The following is a 17,110-nucleotide window of genomic DNA, read 5'->3' as shown; positions in this document are numbered from 1 at the left end:
CCCGGCCCAGGCGGGTTCCCGGCCGGTTCCGCCGTGACGTGAGCGGCCGGCCGGCCGGCGTGAGGTGATCAGCGGGGGTCGGCCGTCAGGGTGAGACTGCCCGGCAGGGCGGCCACCGTGTCGCGGAAGCGGGCAGCCAGCTCCGGCACGGCCGGCTCCGGCACGGCCGGCTCCGGCACGGCCGGCCGGTCACCCGCCGCCGCGGCCCAGCCGCCCACGGCGTGCCGCCAGGCGGCGACCAGCATGTCGCCCAGGAGCCGGGGCCGGGCGTCGTCGGGCAGGTCGAGCCTGCGGTGCAGCACCTCGATCAGCGAGCACATGGTGCTCTCGCAGAAGTGCAGGTTGTGGGCGTTCATCGAGGAGGTGCTCTCGGACAGGCGGTAGCTCAGCAGGGCGCGCCCCGCCCACGCGTCGTCCGCCACCCGGTCCAGCGCCGTGAGCAGCGCGGTCTCCATCAGCTCCAGCAGCGGCCGCCCGTCGGCGGGGATCGTCTCCAGCTCGACGAGGAAGGCCCGCCACATGTCGTGCAGCGGCGCCATCGCGACGTCCTCCTTGCCCTCGAAGTAGCGGAAGAACGTGCGCTTGGACACCTCCACCTCCTCGCACAGCTCGTCGAGCGTCACCCCGCCGAAGCCCCGGTCGCCGAACAGCCTCAGGGCGGCGTCGATCAGCGCCTGGCGGGTGCGCTGCTTCTTGCGTTCGCGCAGCGGAGGTGCGGTGGTCATGAACGCAAGTGTAGCCGGAGCGGCTAACGCCACTTGCACGCTTATGCCACTCAGTGGCATAAATGGGGGCACACATCCCGACCGAAAGGCATCCGATCCATGCGAGCCCTGCTCATCGACCACACGACCGCCTCCGGCCTGCGCGCCGGCGAGACCGCCCCGCCCGTGCCCGAGCCGCACCAGGCCCTCGTCAGAGTGAGCGCCACCTCGCTCAACTTCGGCGAGGTCAAGCACGGCATCGCGAGCGCCCCGGACGGCGCCGTGCTGGGCTGGGACGCCGCCGGCGTGGTCGAGCGCGCCGCCGCCGACGGCTCCGGCCCGGCCGCCGGCACGCCCGTGGTCACCCTCGGCCTCGACGGCGCCTGGGGCGAGCTGCGCGCCGTCGACACCGGGCTGCTCGGCGTCGTGCCGGCCGGGGCCGACCCGGGCGCGATCAGCACGGTCCCGGTGGCCGGCGCCAGCGCGCTGCGCGCCCTGCGCAGGATCGGCCCCGTGCTGGGCAGGCGCATCCTCGTGACGGGGGCCACCGGGGGCGTGGGCCGGTACGCCGTGCAGCTCGCCCGCCTCGGCGGCGCCCACGTCGTCGCCTCCACCGGCGACCCCGCCCGGCACGGCGACGCGCTGCGCGCGCTGGGCGCCCACGAGGTGATCGCCCATCCGGAGCAGGCCGCCGACCCGGTGGACGGGGTGGTGGACAACGTGGGCGGCGGCCAGCTCGTGGCCGCCTTCGCCAAGCTGGCCCCGCACGGCACCCTGGTCTCCGTCGGGCACGGCACGGGCGAGGGGGAGACCTTCCCGTTCGGCGACCTCTTCGGCGACGCCGGCCGGCACGACCGTTCCCTGGTGACCTTCTACCTGCTGGACGGGGTGGACCTCGTCCCCGACCTGACCTGGCTGGCGGCCCGCGTCGCCGCCGGCGAGCTCGACCCCGGCATCTCGTGGCGCGGGGAGTGGAAGCAGGCCGACGAGGCCGTCGCCGCCCTGGTGGAGGGCCGCCTGCACGGCAAGGCCGTCCTCGACTTCGCCTGAGCCGGCGACGCATTCCGCGCTTCGGGGCGTGTCCTTCCTCCGGGGTCAGGCTCTGGTGAAGCGGGCGCCCCAGGTGTGGAGCTGGTCGCGGAGTTCGGGCGGGCCGATGACGTGGAAGTCGGCGCCGGCCACGCCCAGCACCATGGCCGCCCAGTCCAGGGTGTCCACCGTCATGTGGACCCGGCTGCGCCCGGCCCCGGCCTCCTCGACCGTGCACCACCGGCCGACGCGGTCGCGTACGTCCTGGGCCGGCGCCTCCACCAGGGCCTCCACCCGGTACGGATGCGGCAGCCCCACCAGCCCCGCCCGGACGTACTCGGCGGCGTCGGCGGCGGGCAGGTCGCGGGGCCGGAACCGGAACCCCGTGCCGACCGGCGCGGACACCCGGTCCACCCGGAAGCTGCGCCAGTCCTGGCGGGTGAGGTCGTAGGCGACGAGATACCACCTGCGGCCGAGGCGGACCAGCCAGTGCGGCTCGGCCTCCCGCTCGGTGCGCCGGCCGTCGGCGGCGGTGTAGGAGAAGCCGAGCCGCTCGTTGTCACGGCAGGCCAGCGCGATCGTGGTGAGCACGCCGGGATCGATGCCCGCCGCGTCCGCGCCGCCCCACCCGGCGGGCACGGTCATCGCGTGCAGGGCGTCGATCCGCCGCCGCAGCCGGGCCGGCATGACCTGCACCACCTTGGCCAGCACGCGTACGGAGGCCTCCGCGATGCCCTCCACCATCGCGCCCTGCGCGGTCGTCTGCAGGCCCACGGCCAGGGCGACCGCCTCCTCGTCGTCGATCACCAGCGGCGGCAGCGCCGCGCCCGCGGCGAGCTGGTAGCCGCCGGCCTTGCCGCGCTGCGCCTGCACGGGATAGCCCAGCTCGCGCAGCCGGTCGACGTCGCGGCGCAGGGTGCGCTCGGAGACTCCCAGCCGCTCGGCCAGCTCCGTGCCCTGCCAGTAGCGGTGGCTCTGCAGGAGGGACAGCAGCCTGAGCGTCCGGGTGCTGGTGTTCGCCATGTTTCTGATTCTCCTGGCACTTCCGGTCAAAAAGTGACCGGAATGGCAGAGAGAGTGGTCTTGTCCGGCAGCGCGAGGCCGCGTACAGCACGAACACCAAGAACCACCCGCAGCACGAACACCGAGAACCACGCGCAGCGCGAACGCCACCAAAGCCACGGATTCCCTGGAGGGCACGCCCATGATCGTCAGCGACGCGACCACCCCCGACACCGCCGAGGCCCCCACCACCGGCCGGACCGCCGCCGGCACCTCTCCTGCCGGGGTTCCCGCCGCTGGGGCGCCCGCCGTCACCGGGGAGCGGGCCGATCTGCTGGCCGAGCTGGCCCACGTCCGCGAGTTCCTGCGGCTCACCACCCGCGACCTCACCGACGAGCAGGCCAGGCAGCGCACCACGGTCAGCGAGCTGTGCCTGGGCGGCCTGATCAAGCACGTCACCAAGGCCGAGGAGGGCTGGTGCGACTTCATCCTGCACGGCCCCCAGGTGAGGCGCGACTTCAGCGAGATGACCGAGGCCGACTGGGCCGAGTGGGAGGCCGACTTCCGGCTGCTGCCGGACGAGACGCTGGCCGGGGTGCTGGATGCCTACGCGGAGGCGGCCCGGCGCACCGACGAGCTGGTGGCCGCGCTGCCCGACCTGGACGCCTCCCACCCGCTGCCCGAGGCTCCGTGGTTCGAGCCGGGCGCCCGCTGGTCGGCCCGCCGGGTGCTGCTGCACATCATCTCCGAGACCGCGCAGCACGCGGGGCACGCCGACATCATCAGGGAGTCCCTGGACGGCGCCAAGAGCATGGGCTGACCGGCCGAGCAACCCGGCGGCTCGCCCTCAGGCGAGCCGCCGGACCTCACGTGAGCCACCGGACCTCAGGCGAGCCACCCGGCCTCAGATGAGCCACCAGACCTCAGGCGAGCCGCAGATCTCCAGCGGGCCGCCCGGCCTGAAGCCGGCGATCCGGCCTCCTCAAGGACCCGCCGCTTGACCTCAAGTCGAGTCGAGGTTGCACGCTCGTAGGGCGAACCCGCACACGACCTACGGGGAGAACCACCATGCACGCCGTCGTCCTGCACGCCTTCGGTCCCGCCGAGAACCTCCGTTACGAGACCGTCCCCGACCCCGAGCCCGGCCCCGGCCAGGTGCGCATCGCCGTCAGGGCGGCGGGCGTGCACCTGATCGAGACGATCATGCGGGCCGGCCTGTCCATCGAGCTGGCACCGCCGCCGCCCGAGCTGCCGGCGATCTTCGGGGGCGAGGTGGCGGGCCGGGTGGACGCCGTCGGCCCCGGCGTGGACCCCGCCTGGATCGGGCGCGACGTGGTCACGTCGGCGGGCCGGCCCGGCGGGTACGCGGAACTGGCGGTGGCCGACGTGACCAGCCTGCACCGGCTGCCGGCCGGGCTGGGTCACGAGACGGCCGTCGTCATGATCGTCACGGGCACCACCGCGCTGCAGTTCCTCGACGTGGCCGCGCTGACCTCCTCCGACGTCGTCCTGGTGACCTCGGCGGCGGGCGGCATCGGCCGGCTCGTCGTCCAGTACGCGCGCCACCTCGGCGCCACCGTCATCGGCGCGGCGGGCGGCGAGGAGAAGGCGGCGGCCGTCCGCGAGCTGGGCGCGGACCTGGCCGTCGACTACGACCGGCCCTCCTGGGAGCGGGAGGTCGCCCAGTGGCTCGGCGGCCGCAAGGTGACGGCCCTGCTCGACGGGGTGGGCGGCGACAAGGCGCGGGCCGCGTTCGGCCTCCTGGCGGACGGCGGCCGGTACGTCACCATCGGCACCGCCTCCAAGCAGTCGTTCACCCCTGACCCGGAGGAGCTGAAGGCCCGGGACCTGACCGTGACCAACGCCCTGCTCCTGCTGCTCGGCCGGCCGGAGGACACGCCCCGCTACGAGGTCAGGGCGCTGGCGGCGGCGGCCGAGGGCACGCTCGTGCCGGCCGTGCAGACCTTCCCCCTCGCCGAGGCGGCACGGGCGCACGCCGCCCTGGAGTCGCGCCGCACCACGGGCAAGGTCATCCTCGTCCCGTAGAACGGCAGGCGAAAGCGTAGCGTTGCCGGTCGGGGTGGTAGGAGGAGCCGGTGACCGCCAGGCCGGCCTCGGCCAGCCGCGACTCCAGCTCGGCGGGCGTGAAGGGCCGGAAGTCGATGGGGTAGCGGCGGTGTTCGAGGCGGCCGTCCGGATGCTCCAGCAGGAACAGCACCTCCGCCAGGCACGGCTCGGTCAGGCGGTCGGGGATGGTCCAGACGTACACGCAGGTGGAGCGCAGGCCGTCGCGCTCGCGCACCCGGTCGGCGCAGACGACGCGCGGGCGTTCGCGGTAGAGCAGCTCCCAGTTGCGGGAGTCGACGATCAGCGTGCCGGTGGGCGCGAGCACCCGCCGCATCCCCGACAGCGCGGCCACCATGGCCTTGCGCGAGCCGGCGTGCGCCAGCGAGTTGCCGACGCACATGACCAGCTCGTACGGCCCCGCCACGGTTTCGGGCAGCTCCTCCCACCTGGCGACGCCCACCTCGACTTCGGGCGGCAGCCGGCGCCGGGCCTCGGCCGCCATCTCCGGGCTGCCGTCCGTGGCGGTCACCCGGAAGCCGGCGTGGGCCAGCGCCATCGCGTCCGTGCCGATCCCGCACGCGCAGTCGAGCACGGCGGCGCCCGGCGGCAGGCCGGCCACGACGGACTGGATGAACTCCATGCTCTCCTGGCTGGTGCCGCCGATCATGCCGGGGGCGGTGACGATCTCGTCCGGGAAGATCCAGTGGTAGTCGGTGGCGAGGTCACGGTAGTAGTCGGACACGGTTCGAGCGTCACACGGGTTCCCGCTGCGGTCCATCCCCCCGGGCAAACCGGACTTGTGCCTCACTAATGTGACATCCATGCCGCACCGGATCATGGATCCTGGAACCCCCGACTGCCGCAGCGCCTTCCGGTACCTCTGGTGGCTGGTGACCCGGCAGGGCGGCCGCGTCTCGCTGGGCGCGCTCCTGGGCACCGCCTGGATGGTGGGGCTGACGCTGCCGCCGTACCTCCTGTCCCGCGCCATCGACGACGGGCTGGCCACGGGGCGCTGGCCCGTGCTGGCCGGCTGGGCCGCCGCGCTGTTCGGCGCCGGGGTGCTGACCGCGTGGCTGGCCATCATGCGCCACCGCACGATGACGAAGGTGCGCATGGACGCCATGTTCCGGACCGTGCAGGTGGTGGCGCTCCAGGCGACCCGCCTGGGCGCGGCGCTGCCGCGCCGGGCGACGACCGGCGAGGTGGTCACGATCGGGTTCGGCGACGCGGCCGTGATGGCCGCCACGCTGACCGTCACCGGGCCCGGCGTCGGGGCGGTGCTGTCCTACGTCGTCGTGGCCGGGCTGCTGCTGGCCGTCTCGCCGCTGCTGGCGGCCGTGGTGCTGCTGGGCGTGCCGCTGCTGGTGGTGCTGCTCGGCCCGCTGCTGACCCGGCTGCGCGGCGCGGAGACGGGCTACCGGATCCGCCAGGGCGAGCTGGCCGCGCGCTTCGTGGACCTGGCGGGCGGCCTGCGGGTGCTGAACGGCATCGGCGGCAAGGACGTCTACGCCGAGCGTTACCGGCGCGGCTCGCAGGAGCTGCGGGAGCAGGGCTACCGGGTCGGGGCCGTGACGAGCTGGATCCACGCCCTCGGCGTCGGCCTGCCCACGGTGTTCCTGGGCGCGGTGACGTGGCTGGCGGCCCGGATGGCCGCGCAGGGGGAGATCTCGGTCGGGGAGCTGGTCGCGGTGTACGGCTACGCCGCCATGCTGGTGGTGCCCGTCTCGTTCTTCGTCGAAGGCTCGTACGACATCGGCCGGGGCCTGGTCGCCGCCCGCAGGACCGTGCGCTTCCTGACCCTGCGGCCCGACCGGGCCGAGGGCGGCCGGGACGCCCCACCCGGACCGGCCCCCTTGCGCGACCCGCTCTCGGGCGTCGAGCTGGCGCCGGGGAGGCTGACCGCGCTGGTCAGCGCCCGCCCGGCGGAGGCGGCGGCGGTGCTCGACCGGCTGGGCGGGCTCGCCGAGCCGGCGGCGACCTGGGGCGGGGTGCCGCTCGCCGACATCGACCCGGCGCGCGTGCGCGAGCGCGTCCTGGTCGCCGACAACGAGGCCGACCTGTTCGCCGGCACGCTGCGCGAGGTCCTCGCGGGCCGTGCGGACCCGGACGACGCGGCCGTCGCCCGGACCGTGCACGCGGCGATGGCGGACGACATCGTCCAGGCGCTGCCCCACGGGCTGGACTCGCACGTCTCCGCCCAGGGGCGCAACCTGTCGGGCGGCCAGCGGCAGCGGGTACGCCTGGCCCGCGCCCTGCTGGCCGACCCGGAGGTCCTGCTGGCGGCCGAACCCACCTCCGCCCTCGACGCCCACACGGAGGCGGCCGTGGCCGCGCGGCTGCGCGCCGCGCGGGCCGGCCGGACGACGGCCGTCGCCACCATCTCCCCGCTCGTCCTGGACCGGGCCGACACCGTGTACTACCTGGTCGACGGCACGGTGGCGGCGACCGGCGAGCACCACGACCTGCTCCGCGACGCCCCCGGCTACCGGCGGCTCGTCTCCCGGGGCGAGAACGGAGACGACGACCCGCCCCGCCCGAGCGCCACGACGGCCGGACACGGCCCGGCGCGCGGGAACGACGACCCGCCCCGCCCGAGCGCCACGACGGCCGGACACGGCCCGGCGCGCGGGAACGACGACCCGCCCCGCCCGGACACCACAGCGCCCGGACACGGCCCGGCGCGCGGGGACGGCCGATGACGGCCCGTGCCGGTCAGGACCCCGGCCGGCACCTGCCCGTCGCCGAGCCGGCCAGGACGCGGCGCGCGGCGCTGCGCCTGATCCGGCTGGACCGCCGCGCCTTCGCCGGCCTGCTGGCGCTCAACGCCCTGGCGGCGGGCGCGGGCCTGGCCGCGCCGTGGCTGCTGGGCCGCATCATCGACGCGGTCAAGGCCGGCGCCGGCGTCGCCACCGTGGACCGGCTGGCCCTGGCCATCCTCGTCTGCGCCGCCGCCCAGCTCCTGCTGTCCCGGTACGCCGGTTACGTCGGCCACCGCTTCGGCGAGCGCACGCTGGCCCGCATCCGGGAGCAGTTCACCGAGCGCGCCCTGGCCCTGCCCGCCTCGGCCGTCGAGCGCGCGGGCACGGGCGACCTGACCACCAGGGGCACCACCGACGTCGCGAACGTCGGGGTCACCCTGCGCGACTCGGGCCCGAACGTGGCCATCGCCGCCGTCCGGGCCCTGTTCATCCTGGGCGCCGTCTTCGTGCTCGACCCGCTGCTGGGCGCGTGCGGGGTGCTCGGGCTGGCGGGCATCTGGTTCGCCTCCCGGTGGTACCTGCGCCGGGCCGTCACGGCGTACCTGGCGGAGGGGGCCGCCAACTCGGCGCTGGCCGAGGAGCTGGCCGCCACCACCTCGGGGGCGCGCACGGTGGAGGCGCTCCGGCTCGAAGACCGCCGCCTGGAGCGCTGCCGGGACGCGATCGAGGAGTGCCGCCGCACCCGTCTGGGCACGTTGTTCCTGCGCACCGTGCTCTTCCCGATCGTGGACGTCTCCTACGTCGTCCCGGTGGTCGCCGTCCTGCTGGCGGGCGGCGCGCTGATGGTGCGCGACCCGGCGGCCATGACGCTCGGCACGGTCGTCGCCGCGGCCCTGTACCTGCGCCAGCTCGTCGAGCCGATGAACACCATCCTGGAGGAGCTGGAGCGCGTGCAGGCCGGCACCGCCTCCTTCGCCCGGGTGGAGGGCCTGGCCCTGGCCCCGGAGAACGGCTCCGCCGGCGCCTCCCCCGTGCCGGCCGACGACCGGATCGAGGTCAGCGGCGTGCGCTTCGCCTACGACGGCGGGCCCGCCGTGCTGCACGGCGTGGACCTGCGGGTGCGTCCCGGCGAGCGGCTGGCCGTGGTCGGCCCCTCCGGGGCGGGCAAGACCACGCTGGGCAGGCTCCTGGCCGGCATGGACGCCCCGCGCGCCGGCTCCGTCACGGTGGGCGGGGTGCCGGTGGCCGACCTGGACCCGGCCCAGCTCCGCGAGCGGGTCGTCCTGGTCACCCAGGAGCACCACGTGTTCCTCGGCACCGTACGGGACAACCTGCGCATCGCCGCCCCCTCCGCCACGGACACGGACCTGCGGGCGGCCCTGGCCGCGGTGGGCGCCGACTGGGTCGCCGACCTGCCCGACGGCCTGGACACCGACCTCGGCCACGGGGGCCACCGGCCGGACGGCGCGCAGGCCCAGCAGCTCGCCCTGGCCCGCGTGGTGCTGGCCGACCCGCACACGCTGATCCTCGACGAGGCCACCGCCCTGCTCGACCCCGGCACGGCCCGGCACACCGAGCGCGCCCTGGCGGCCGTGCTCAAGGGTCGCACGGTCATCGCCATCGCGCACCGCCTCCAGACGGCCCACGACGCGGACCGGGTGGCGGTGATGCGGGACGGGCGGGTCACGGAGCTGGGCACGCACGAGGAGCTGGTCGCGGCGGGCGGCGCGTACGCGGAGCTGTGGCGCTCCTGGCACGGCGGCCGGTGAGGCTCACGCGATGACGGCATCCCCTTCGGAGGCGTCAAGACTGAAATTTATCTTCGTAAAGATCTCGCCTGCGAAGGAAAATGTTGAGACGCTGTGCTGGCACCACGCACCCCCAGTCCCGAGGAGTGGTCCATGCGCAGACTACTGGCGATCTCCCTGGTCGCCCTGCTGCCCTTAAGCTACGTCACCGCCGCGCACGCCCAGGAGCCCACCGACCGCCAGCGGGCCTTCGCCGCGGCGGCCGAGGAGTTCCAGGTGCCGGAGAGCGTGCTGCTGGGCGTCTCCTACCTGTCGTCCCGCTGGGACGCCCACGCCGGCCAGCCGTCCAGCGACGCCGGGTTCGGGCCCATGCACCTGACCGACGCGGCCGCGTACACCTCGGCCAACCACCATCACGAGGGCGCGGAGGACGCCCGCGGCGACGAGTCGCGGCCGCTGCCCGCCCCCGCCGAGCCCCCGCCCGCGGAGATCCCCGCCTCGCTGCGGACGATGGAGCGGGCCGCCGCGCTCACCGGCGAGAGCCACGAGCGGCTGCGCGCCGACGACGCGGCCAACATCCGCGGCGGCGCGGCGCTGCTGGCCGACTACCAGAAGGCGCTCGGCGCGCCGCTCAGCGACGACCCCGGCCAGTGGTACGGCGCGGTCGCCCGGTACTCGGGGGCCGAGGAGTCGGGGGCGGCGAAGTTCTTCGCCGACGAGGTCTTCTCGGTCATCGAGCAGGGCGCCGAGCGGACCACCGACGACGGCGAGCGGGTCCGGCTGCCCGCCGTGCCGGGCCTGACGAGGATCGAGAAGTGGCTGGAGCGGCTGCGCCTGCGGCACACCAGGCCCGACGGCGTGGAGTGCCCCGCCTCCATCTCCTGCGAGTGGATCCCGGCGGCCTACCAGGAGCTGCCCGGCGACGACTACGGGCACTACGACCTGGCGAACCGCCCGGTCAGCCAGAAGGTCGACTACATCATCATCCACGACATGGAGGGATATTTCCTGCCCTCCATCCGCCTCAACCAGGACCCGAACTACGGCGCGAGCTGGCACTACTCCATCCGCTCCTCCGACGGCCACATCGCCCAGCACATCAAGACCAAGGACGTCGGCTGGCAGGCCGGCAACTGGTACGTCAACGCCAAGTCCATCGGGCTCGAACACGAGGGCTTCCTGGCCGAGGGCGGCACCTGGTACACCGAGGCGATGTACCGGTCGAGCGCCCGCCTGGTCCGCTACCTGGCGCTCAAGCACGGCGTGCCGCTGGACCGCGCCCACATCCTGGGCCACGACAACGTGCCGGGCACCCTGCCGACCACCGTGCGCGGCATGCACGAGGACCCGGGCCCGTTCTGGGACTGGGCGCACTACTTCCGGCTGATGGGGGCGCCGCTGCACCCGTTCGGCGGGCCCCGGGCGGGCTCGGTGATGATCCGGCCCGACTTCGCCACGAACAAGCCGTACTTCTACGGGTGCGACCGCAAGAACCCGTCGGCCGCCTGCCCGCCGCTGCCCGCCGGCACGGTCTGGCTGCGCACCGAGCCGCGCGACGACGCGCCGCTGGTCAAGGACATCGGCAAGCACCCCACCGGCGAGTCCCTCTACAGCGTGTACGACCACAGCGCCCGCGCCTCCACCGGCCAGCGCTTCGCCGTGGCCGACCGCCAGGGCGACTGGACGGCCATCTGGTACCTGGGGCAGAAGGCGTGGTTCCACAACCCGGCCGCCGCGCCGACCGCGGTGCCGTCGATGGGCCTGCTCGTCACGCCGAAGCCGGGCAAGGCCACCGTCCCGGTGTACGGCCGGGCGTACCCGGAGCAGGAGGCGTACCCGGAGGGGATCCCGTACCAGGCGGTGACGCCCCTGCAGTACACGTTCTCGGCGGGCGAGAAGTACACGCTGGCGGGCCCGGCCGCCACGGAGTACTACCGGGCGGTCACCTTCGACCTGGCCGACCACAGGGTCGTGCGGGGCAAGACGAAGTACTACGAGATCCAGTTCGGGCACCGCGTGATGTTCGTCAAGGCTGACGACGTGCGGGTGATGTTCTCCGGGTGAACTCGTTGACGGCGCGCCTGGTGCTCGCCAGCGCCTCCTGGGAGGAGTCGTAGGTGCGCTGGGCGACGCCGACGAACACGCAGTCGACCACGAGGAGCTGGCTGATGCGGCTGGCCAGGGCGCCGGGGCGGAACTCCGTCTCGCGCCCGGCGGAGATCAGCACGTGCTCGGCCAGCTCCGCGATCGACGAGCGCGGGTTGTTGGTGATCGCGACCGTGGTGGCCCCGGCCTCCTTGGCCCGGGTCAGCGGCTCGATCACGTCGGGGGTCTCGCCCGAGGTGCTGATGCCGATGGCGACGTCGCCCGTCCTTAACAGCACCGCGCTGGTCAGCGCCAGGTGGGCGTCCTGGAAGGCGTGGCTGGACAGGCCGATGCGCAGCAGCTTCTGCGCGACGTCCTCGGCCACCAGGCCGGAGGCGCCCACCCCGTAGGCGTCGATCCGCCTGGCCCCGACGATCGCCTCCACCACCAGGCCCAGCCGCTCGGAGGTGAGCTGGGCGACGGTGTCGTTGATCGCCTCCGCCTCGGCCCGGGCGACCTTGTGGATGACCACCGACAGCGGGTCGTCGGGGGCCAGGTCGCCGGGCACCAGCCGGTCGGGCTGCGCGGCCGCCGCCGCCAGGGCCAGCCTGAGCTGCGGATATCCGGCGAAGCCGAGCAGCCTGGCGGTGCGTACGATCGTCGCCTCGCTGGTGCCGGAGGCGGCGGAGAGCTCCGTGATGGTGCTCCTGGCCACCGTCGCAGGGTCCTCGAGAATGAGGCGCGCGACGGTCTGGGCGGCAGGCGTCAGGGACGGCAGCACACCGCGGACCGTGGCCACCAGAGTGTCGGCCCGCAGGCCGTTCCCGCTGTCGTCCACGGTCCCGATTATGCCGCTTGCCGGGCTTGGCCGAGCAGGGCTAGCGCAAGGTGCCGTTGGTCATGCCCGCGGGCTCCTCCGGCACGGCGATCAGGCCCAGCTCGGCCGGCGTGGCCAGCAGCGGGTGGTACGGCACCACCCGCACGGTGTAGCCGAAGGCGCCCGTCCGGTCGAGCGGCACCGTGCCCGTGTAGTGGGCGCGGCCGTCGTCGTCCACCGAGCGCACCGACAGCTTGGCGTAGGACGGGTGCACCAGCTCGTCGTGCGGCCCGACCTTGCCGTAGGCGGCCTCCACCTGCACGTCGCCCGGCTCCAGGTCGCCCAGCGCGATGGTGGCGTGCAGCTCGATGGCGTGGCCGACCTCCGGCGTGTCGCCCACGCCCGTCGCCTCGGCGTGCTCGACCCGCACCCCGGGCCAGGCCCTGGTCACCCGCACCCGCCAGGCGGCGAACGCCTTGGCCGGGGCGTAGGAGTCGGCGCTCAGCGCGCGGGCGGAGGCGGCGGCCGGGTTGTACAGGTCGACGACGTAGTCGCGCAGCATCCGGCCGGCCAGCACCTTGGGGCCGAGCGAGGTCAGCGTGTGCTTGACCATCTCCATCCACCGGCGCGGCGGGCCTTCCATCGCCCGGTCGTAGAACCGGTCGGACACCTCGTGCTCGATCAGGTCGTACAGGGCCGCGGCCTCCAGCTCGTCGCGCCGGTCGGGGTCGCTCACCCCGTCGGCGGTGGGGATGGCCCAGCCGTTGGTGCCGTCGTACCACTCGTCCCACCAGCCGTCGCGGATCGACAGGTTGAGGCCGCCGTTGAGCGCGGACTTCATCCCCGACGTGCCGGACGCCTCCAGCGGGCGCAGCGGGTTGTTCAGCCAGACGTCGCAGCCCTGGACCATGAGCTGCCCGAGCGCCATGTCGTAGTCGGGCAGGAACACGATCCGGTGCCGGACGTCGGCGCGGTCGGCGAACTTGACGATCTGCTGGATCAGCTTCTTGCCGCCCTCGTCGGCGGGGTGCGCCTTGCCGGCGATGACGATCTGCACCGGCTTGACCGGGTCGAGCAGCAGCTCGGTCAGCCGCTCGGGGTCGCGCAGCATGAGCGTGAGCCGCTTGTACGACGGCACCCGCCGGGCGAACCCGATCGTCAGCACGTCGGGGTCGAGCGCGTCGTCGATCCACCCCAGCTCGGCGTCGGAGGCCCCGCGCTCGCGCCACGAGCGGCGCAGCCGCACCCGGGCCCCCTCGACCAGCCGCCTGCGCAGCCGGCCGCGGATCTCCCAGATGTCGGCGTCGGAGATCTTCTGGATGCCCTCCCAGCCGCGGGCCCGCTCCAGCAGCGAGGGCACCTCGCGCCCGGCCAGCTCCATGAACTCCCTGCCGACCCAGGTGGGCGCGTGCACGCCGTTGGTGATCGAGCCGATCGGCACCTCGTCGAGGTCGAATCCCGGCCAAAGATTTTTGAACATCTCCCGGCTGACCTCGCCGTGCAACCGGGACACCCCGTTGACGCGCTGGGCGAGCCGCATGCCCATGACGGCCATGTTGAAACGCCCGGGGTCGGACTCGGCGCCCAGCGCGAGGATGCGCTCCACCGGCACGGTCGGCCAGGCCCCGTTGGCGTCGCCGAAGTGGCGCTCGATCATGTCCACCGGGAAGCGGTCGATGCCCGCGGGCACGGGCGTGTGGGTGGTGAACACCGTGCCGGCGCGCACCGCCTCCAGCGCCTCGTCGAACGACATCCGCGCCTCGGTCAGCTCGCGGATGCGCTCCAGGCCGAGGAAGCCGGCGTGGCCCTCGTTGGTGTGGAAGACCTCGGGCTCGGCGTGCCCGGTGATGCGGCAGTAGGCCCTGATCGCGCGTACGCCGCCGACGCCCAGCAGCAGCTCCTGCATGAGCCGGTGGTCGGTGCCCCCGCCGTAGAGGCGGTCGGTGACGTCTCTGGCGGCGGTGTCGTTCTCGGCCACGTCGGAGTCGAGCAGCAGCAGCGGCACCCGCCCCACCTGGGCCACCCACACCTGCGCGTGCAGCACACGCTCGTCGGGCAGGGCCAGGCGGATCTTGACCGGCGTGTCGTCGGCGTCCTTGAGCAGGCTCAGCGGCAGCCCGCCGGCGTCGAGCGCCGGATAGTGCTCGAGCTGCCAGCCCTCGGGCGACAGCGACTGCGTGAAGTAGCCATGGCGATAGAGCAGGCCGACCGCGAGGATCGGCACGCCCAGGTCGCTGGCCGCCTTCAGGTGGTCTCCGGCCAGGATGCCGAGACCGCCGGAGTATTGCGGCAGCGCGGTGGCGATGCCGAACTCGGGCGAGAAGTAGGCGATGGCCCGCGCGCCGTCGGGCAGCGTCTGGTACCACCGCGGGGCGGTCATGTATTCGCGCAGGTCGTCTGCGGCGTCGGCGAGCCGGCGCAGGAACCGGCGGTCGGCGGCCAGCTCGGCCAGCCGGGCCGGGGTGACGGCGCCGAGCAGGGCGACGGGATCGTGCCCGACCTGCTCCCAGAGCTCGGCGTCCACCTCCGCGAAGAGGTCCATCGTCTCCGGGTGCCAGGACCAGCGGAGATTGTGGACGAGCTCGCCGAGGGCGGCCAGCTCCGCGGGCAGGACGGTGCGGACGGTAAACCGGCGGATAGCTCTCACGTTTCTGCACCCTACGGGCTAGGAGGGACCTCTGAGTCCTTCACCCCCATGAAGGCCGTTCAAACCCCTTCCGGGAACAAGCATGAAGAGGGACTATTGGGGCAACTTTCCAGGTTGTTGGACCTTCCCGCAGACACTCTCGGGAGGTCTATCCGCTGCTGTCCACAATTTACATGCAAGGATCGTTCCTGCCAGGGAAAGCCTCCGGCGGCACCGGGAGTGCCGCCGCAAACTCTGAAATGCGATGATCGGACGAATTCCCATCACGGACATCTCCCCCGTCGTCGACTGCGGGCAGTGGCCCGCCAAGGCGGTCGCCGGCGAGACCTTCCAGGTCTCGGCGACCGTGTTCAGAGAGGGCCATGACGCCGTTGCCGCGGGCGTGGTGCTCACCTCGCCCGACGGGCAGCGCGGGCGCTTGAGACCGATGCGCGAGCTCGCGCCCGGCACCGACCGATGGTGCGTGGACGTGTGCCTGCCGGCCGAGGGCGACTGGTTGTTCCGCGTCGAGGCGTGGAGCGACCCGATCAGCACCTGGCTGCACGACGCCGAGATCAAGATCCCGCGCGGCATGGACGTCGATCTGATGTGCGAGGAGGGCGCCCGGCTGTTCGAGCGCGCGGCCAAGGCCGTGCGCGCCGCCGACTGCCCCAACGCCGCCCCGCAGAACGGCAACGGCGAGGCCTGCGGGCACCGCGCGGCGCTGCTGTCGATCTCGGCCACGCTGCGCGACGAGGACCTCGACCCGCGGGCCCGGCTGTCGATCGCCCAGCTGCCCGAGACCACCGCGCTGCTGGAGGCGCACCCGTTCCGGGAGCTGGTGACCCGCTCCAAGTCGCACAAGATCAGGGTGGACCGCCGCCGCGCCCTGTACGGCTCCTGGTACGAGTTCTTCCCCCGCTCCGAGGGCGCGGTGGCCGACGAGGCGGGCGTGACCAGGTCGGGCACCTTCCAGACCGCCGCCAGGCGGCTGCCCGCGATCGCGAAGATGGGCTTCGACGTCGTCTACCTGCCGCCCATCCACCCGATCGGCACGACGTTCCGCAAGGGGCGCAACAACACGCTCAGCCCCGAGCCCGACGAGCCGGGCTCGCCGTGGGCGATCGGCTCCGAGGACGGCGGCCACGACGCCGTCCACCCCGACCTGGGCACGCTGGAGGACTTCGACGAGTTCGTCGGCCGGGCCAGGGCGCTGGGCATGGAGGTGGCGCTCGACTTCGCCCTGCAGTGCTCGCCCGACCACCCGTGGGTCAAGGAGCACCCCGAGTGGTTCACGATCAGGGCCGACGGCTCGATCGCGTACGCCGAGAACCCGCCGAAGAAATATCAGGACATCTACCCGATCAACTTCGACAAGGACCCCGAGGGGATCTACACCGAGGTCAGGCGGGTGCTGCGGCACTGGATGGACCACGGGGTGCGCATCTTCCGGGTGGACAACCCGCACACCAAGCCGGTGGCCTTCTGGGAGCGGCTGCTGGCCGACATCCACCGGACCGACCCCGACGTGCTCTTCCTGTCGGAGGCCTTCACCCGGCCGGCGATGATGCGCATGCTGGCCAAGACCGGCTTCCACCAGTCATACACGTATTACACCTGGAAGAACTCCAAACATGACGTGGAGACGTATCTGACGGAGCTGACCCACGAGACCTCGGGCTACCTGCGGCCGAACCTCTTCGTCAACACGCCGGACATCCTGCACGAGTACCTGCAGCACGGCGGCGTGCCCGCGTTCAAGATCAGGGCGGTGCTGGCCGCGCTCGCGTCGCCGACCTGGGGCGTCTACTCCGGATATGAACTGTTCGAGAACGTCCCGGTACGACCGGGCAGCGAAGAATACCTGGATAGCGAGAAATATCAATACAAACCGCGCGACTGGGCCGCGGCCGAACGTGAAGGGCGGAGCCTCGCCCCCTTCATCACCCATCTGAATTTGTTCCGAAGAGCGCATCCGGCACTGCAGGAATTGCGTAATCTACGGTTCCACCGGGTCGACCAACCGGACATCGTCTGCTTCTCGAAGCGGCTCCCCGGCGCCTATGACACGGCCACACGAAGGCACGGGCTGGGCGACGTCGTCCTGGCGGTCATCAACCTGGATCCGCACCACACCCACGAGGCGACCGTAGACCTGGATCTGCCCGCCATCGGCCTGGACTGGAACGCCGAGTTCGTCGTCGACGACGAGCTGTCGGGCGAGTCCTACCGCTGGCGGCAGAGCAACTACGTGCGCCTCGACCCCCACATCCAGCCTGCCCACATTCTCACCGTACGAGCCGCGCCACGGTAGAACTGAATTCAGCGGGGAG

At 73.2% G+C, this 17,110-nt stretch carries 12 protein-coding genes; 7 read left to right on the top strand and 5 right to left on the bottom strand.

Features of this window, described 5'->3' with window-relative positions; translation table 11 throughout:
- Positions 1 to 68 precede the first annotated feature (68 nt).
- Positions 69 to 725 carry a TetR/AcrR family transcriptional regulator gene (locus tag IO39_RS18910; RefSeq protein ID WP_043624569.1) on the bottom strand — a complete coding sequence of 219 codons (657 nt, stop codon included), beginning with the start codon at positions 723 to 725 and terminating at the stop codon, positions 69 to 71.
- A gap of 99 nt (positions 726 to 824) precedes the next feature.
- Here IO39_RS18910 and IO39_RS18905 point away from each other — a divergent pair, with 99 nt between their 5' ends.
- Positions 825 to 1,754, top strand: a complete 930-nt coding sequence (locus IO39_RS18905) for a zinc-binding dehydrogenase (RefSeq protein WP_043624566.1) — start codon at positions 825 to 827, stop codon at positions 1,752 to 1,754.
- 45 nt (positions 1,755 to 1,799) lie between these two features.
- On the opposite strand, the gene IO39_RS18900 is transcribed toward IO39_RS18905, so the two are convergent.
- Complete coding sequence (locus IO39_RS18900) at positions 1,800 to 2,756, bottom strand: helix-turn-helix transcriptional regulator (RefSeq protein ID WP_043624564.1); 957 nt, start codon at positions 2,754 to 2,756, stop codon at positions 1,800 to 1,802.
- A 181-nt stretch (positions 2,757 to 2,937) separates the two neighbouring features.
- On the opposite strand from IO39_RS18900, the gene IO39_RS18895 reads away from it, so the two are divergent.
- Together IO39_RS18895 and IO39_RS18890 are read left to right on the top strand one after the other, a co-directional pair.
- A complete protein-coding gene (locus tag IO39_RS18895; RefSeq protein ID WP_043624562.1) occupies positions 2,938 to 3,555 on the top strand; it encodes a DinB family protein in 618 nt (205 codons plus the stop codon).
- A gap of 248 nt (positions 3,556 to 3,803) precedes the next feature.
- Positions 3,804 to 4,781, top strand: coding sequence for a zinc-binding dehydrogenase (locus IO39_RS18890; protein ID WP_043624559.1), 978 nt, complete (start codon positions 3,804 to 3,806; stop codon positions 4,779 to 4,781).
- Here the strand turns inward: IO39_RS18890 and IO39_RS50760 are convergent.
- On the bottom strand, positions 4,765 to 5,544 hold the full coding sequence (locus IO39_RS50760) for a class I SAM-dependent methyltransferase (RefSeq protein WP_052423063.1): 780 nt from the start codon (positions 5,542 to 5,544) through the stop codon (positions 4,765 to 4,767). The two genes, IO39_RS18890 and IO39_RS50760, sit on opposite strands and share 17 nt — an antisense overlap.
- Positions 5,545 to 5,623: 79 nt before the next feature.
- On the opposite strand from IO39_RS50760, the gene IO39_RS18880 reads away from it, so the two are divergent.
- The 3 genes from IO39_RS18880 (at position 5,624) to IO39_RS58925 (ending at position 11,313) form a co-directional block, all read left to right on the top strand.
- A complete protein-coding gene (locus IO39_RS18880) occupies positions 5,624 to 7,501 on the top strand; it encodes an ABC transporter transmembrane domain-containing protein (RefSeq protein WP_084773075.1) in 1,878 nt (625 codons plus the stop codon).
- Positions 7,498 to 9,270 carry an ABC transporter ATP-binding protein gene (locus IO39_RS18875; RefSeq protein ID WP_043624556.1) on the top strand — a complete coding sequence of 591 codons (1,773 nt, stop codon included), beginning with the start codon at positions 7,498 to 7,500 and terminating at the stop codon, positions 9,268 to 9,270. Before IO39_RS18880 ends, IO39_RS18875 begins: the two co-directional genes overlap by 4 nt.
- A 132-nt stretch (positions 9,271 to 9,402) precedes the next feature.
- Positions 9,403 to 11,313, top strand: a complete 1,911-nt coding sequence (locus IO39_RS58925) for an N-acetylmuramoyl-L-alanine amidase (RefSeq protein ID WP_043624553.1) — start codon at positions 9,403 to 9,405, stop codon at positions 11,311 to 11,313.
- Here IO39_RS58925 and IO39_RS18865 read toward each other — a convergent pair.
- Together IO39_RS18865 and glgP are read right to left on the bottom strand one after the other, a co-directional pair.
- Entirely contained in the window at positions 11,276 to 12,172 is an 897-nt protein-coding gene (locus tag IO39_RS18865; protein WP_043624551.1) for a MurR/RpiR family transcriptional regulator, read from the bottom strand. The two genes, IO39_RS58925 and IO39_RS18865, sit on opposite strands and share 38 nt — an antisense overlap.
- 40 nt (positions 12,173 to 12,212) lie before the next feature.
- Positions 12,213 to 14,798 (bottom strand): alpha-glucan family phosphorylase, encoded by a 2,586-nt coding sequence (gene glgP, locus IO39_RS18860; RefSeq protein ID WP_043624548.1) that lies wholly within the window; start codon positions 14,796 to 14,798, stop codon positions 12,213 to 12,215.
- 244 nt (positions 14,799 to 15,042) lie between these two features.
- On the opposite strand from glgP, the gene IO39_RS18855 reads away from it, so the two are divergent.
- Positions 15,043 to 17,091, top strand: a complete 2,049-nt coding sequence (locus IO39_RS18855; RefSeq protein ID WP_043624546.1) for an alpha-1,4-glucan--maltose-1-phosphate maltosyltransferase — start codon at positions 15,043 to 15,045, stop codon at positions 17,089 to 17,091.
- The last annotated feature ends 19 nt before the right edge of the window (positions 17,092 to 17,110 follow it).

This window comes from Nonomuraea candida (assembly GCF_000725485.1).
GTDB lineage: Bacteria > Actinomycetota > Actinomycetes > Streptosporangiales > Streptosporangiaceae > Nonomuraea > Nonomuraea candida.
The sequence above is the reverse complement of the archived record's forward strand: the minus strand, read 5'-3'. Positions and strand labels throughout refer to the sequence as shown.

Excerpts from the sequence above, each read along its gene's own strand:
- IO39_RS18880 (WP_084773075.1), top strand. The coding sequence starts at position 5,624 with ATGCCGCACCGGATCATGGATCCTGGAACCCCCGACTGCCGCAGCGCC.
- IO39_RS18910 (WP_043624569.1), bottom strand. The coding sequence starts at position 725 with ATGACCACCGCACCTCCGCTGCGCGAACGCAAGAAGCAGCGCACCCGC.
- IO39_RS18890 (WP_043624559.1), top strand. The coding sequence starts at position 3,804 with ATGCACGCCGTCGTCCTGCACGCCTTCGGTCCCGCCGAGAACCTCCGT.
- IO39_RS18900 (WP_043624564.1), bottom strand. The coding sequence starts at position 2,756 with ATGGCGAACACCAGCACCCGGACGCTCAGGCTGCTGTCCCTCCTGCAG.
- IO39_RS18895 (WP_043624562.1), top strand. The coding sequence starts at position 2,938 with ATGATCGTCAGCGACGCGACCACCCCCGACACCGCCGAGGCCCCCACC.
- IO39_RS18855 (WP_043624546.1), top strand. The coding sequence starts at position 15,043 with ATGATCGGACGAATTCCCATCACGGACATCTCCCCCGTCGTCGACTGC.
- IO39_RS18875 (WP_043624556.1), top strand. The coding sequence starts at position 7,498 with ATGACGGCCCGTGCCGGTCAGGACCCCGGCCGGCACCTGCCCGTCGCC.
- IO39_RS58925 (WP_043624553.1), top strand. The coding sequence starts at position 9,403 with ATGCGCAGACTACTGGCGATCTCCCTGGTCGCCCTGCTGCCCTTAAGC.
- IO39_RS18905 (WP_043624566.1), top strand. The coding sequence starts at position 825 with ATGCGAGCCCTGCTCATCGACCACACGACCGCCTCCGGCCTGCGCGCC.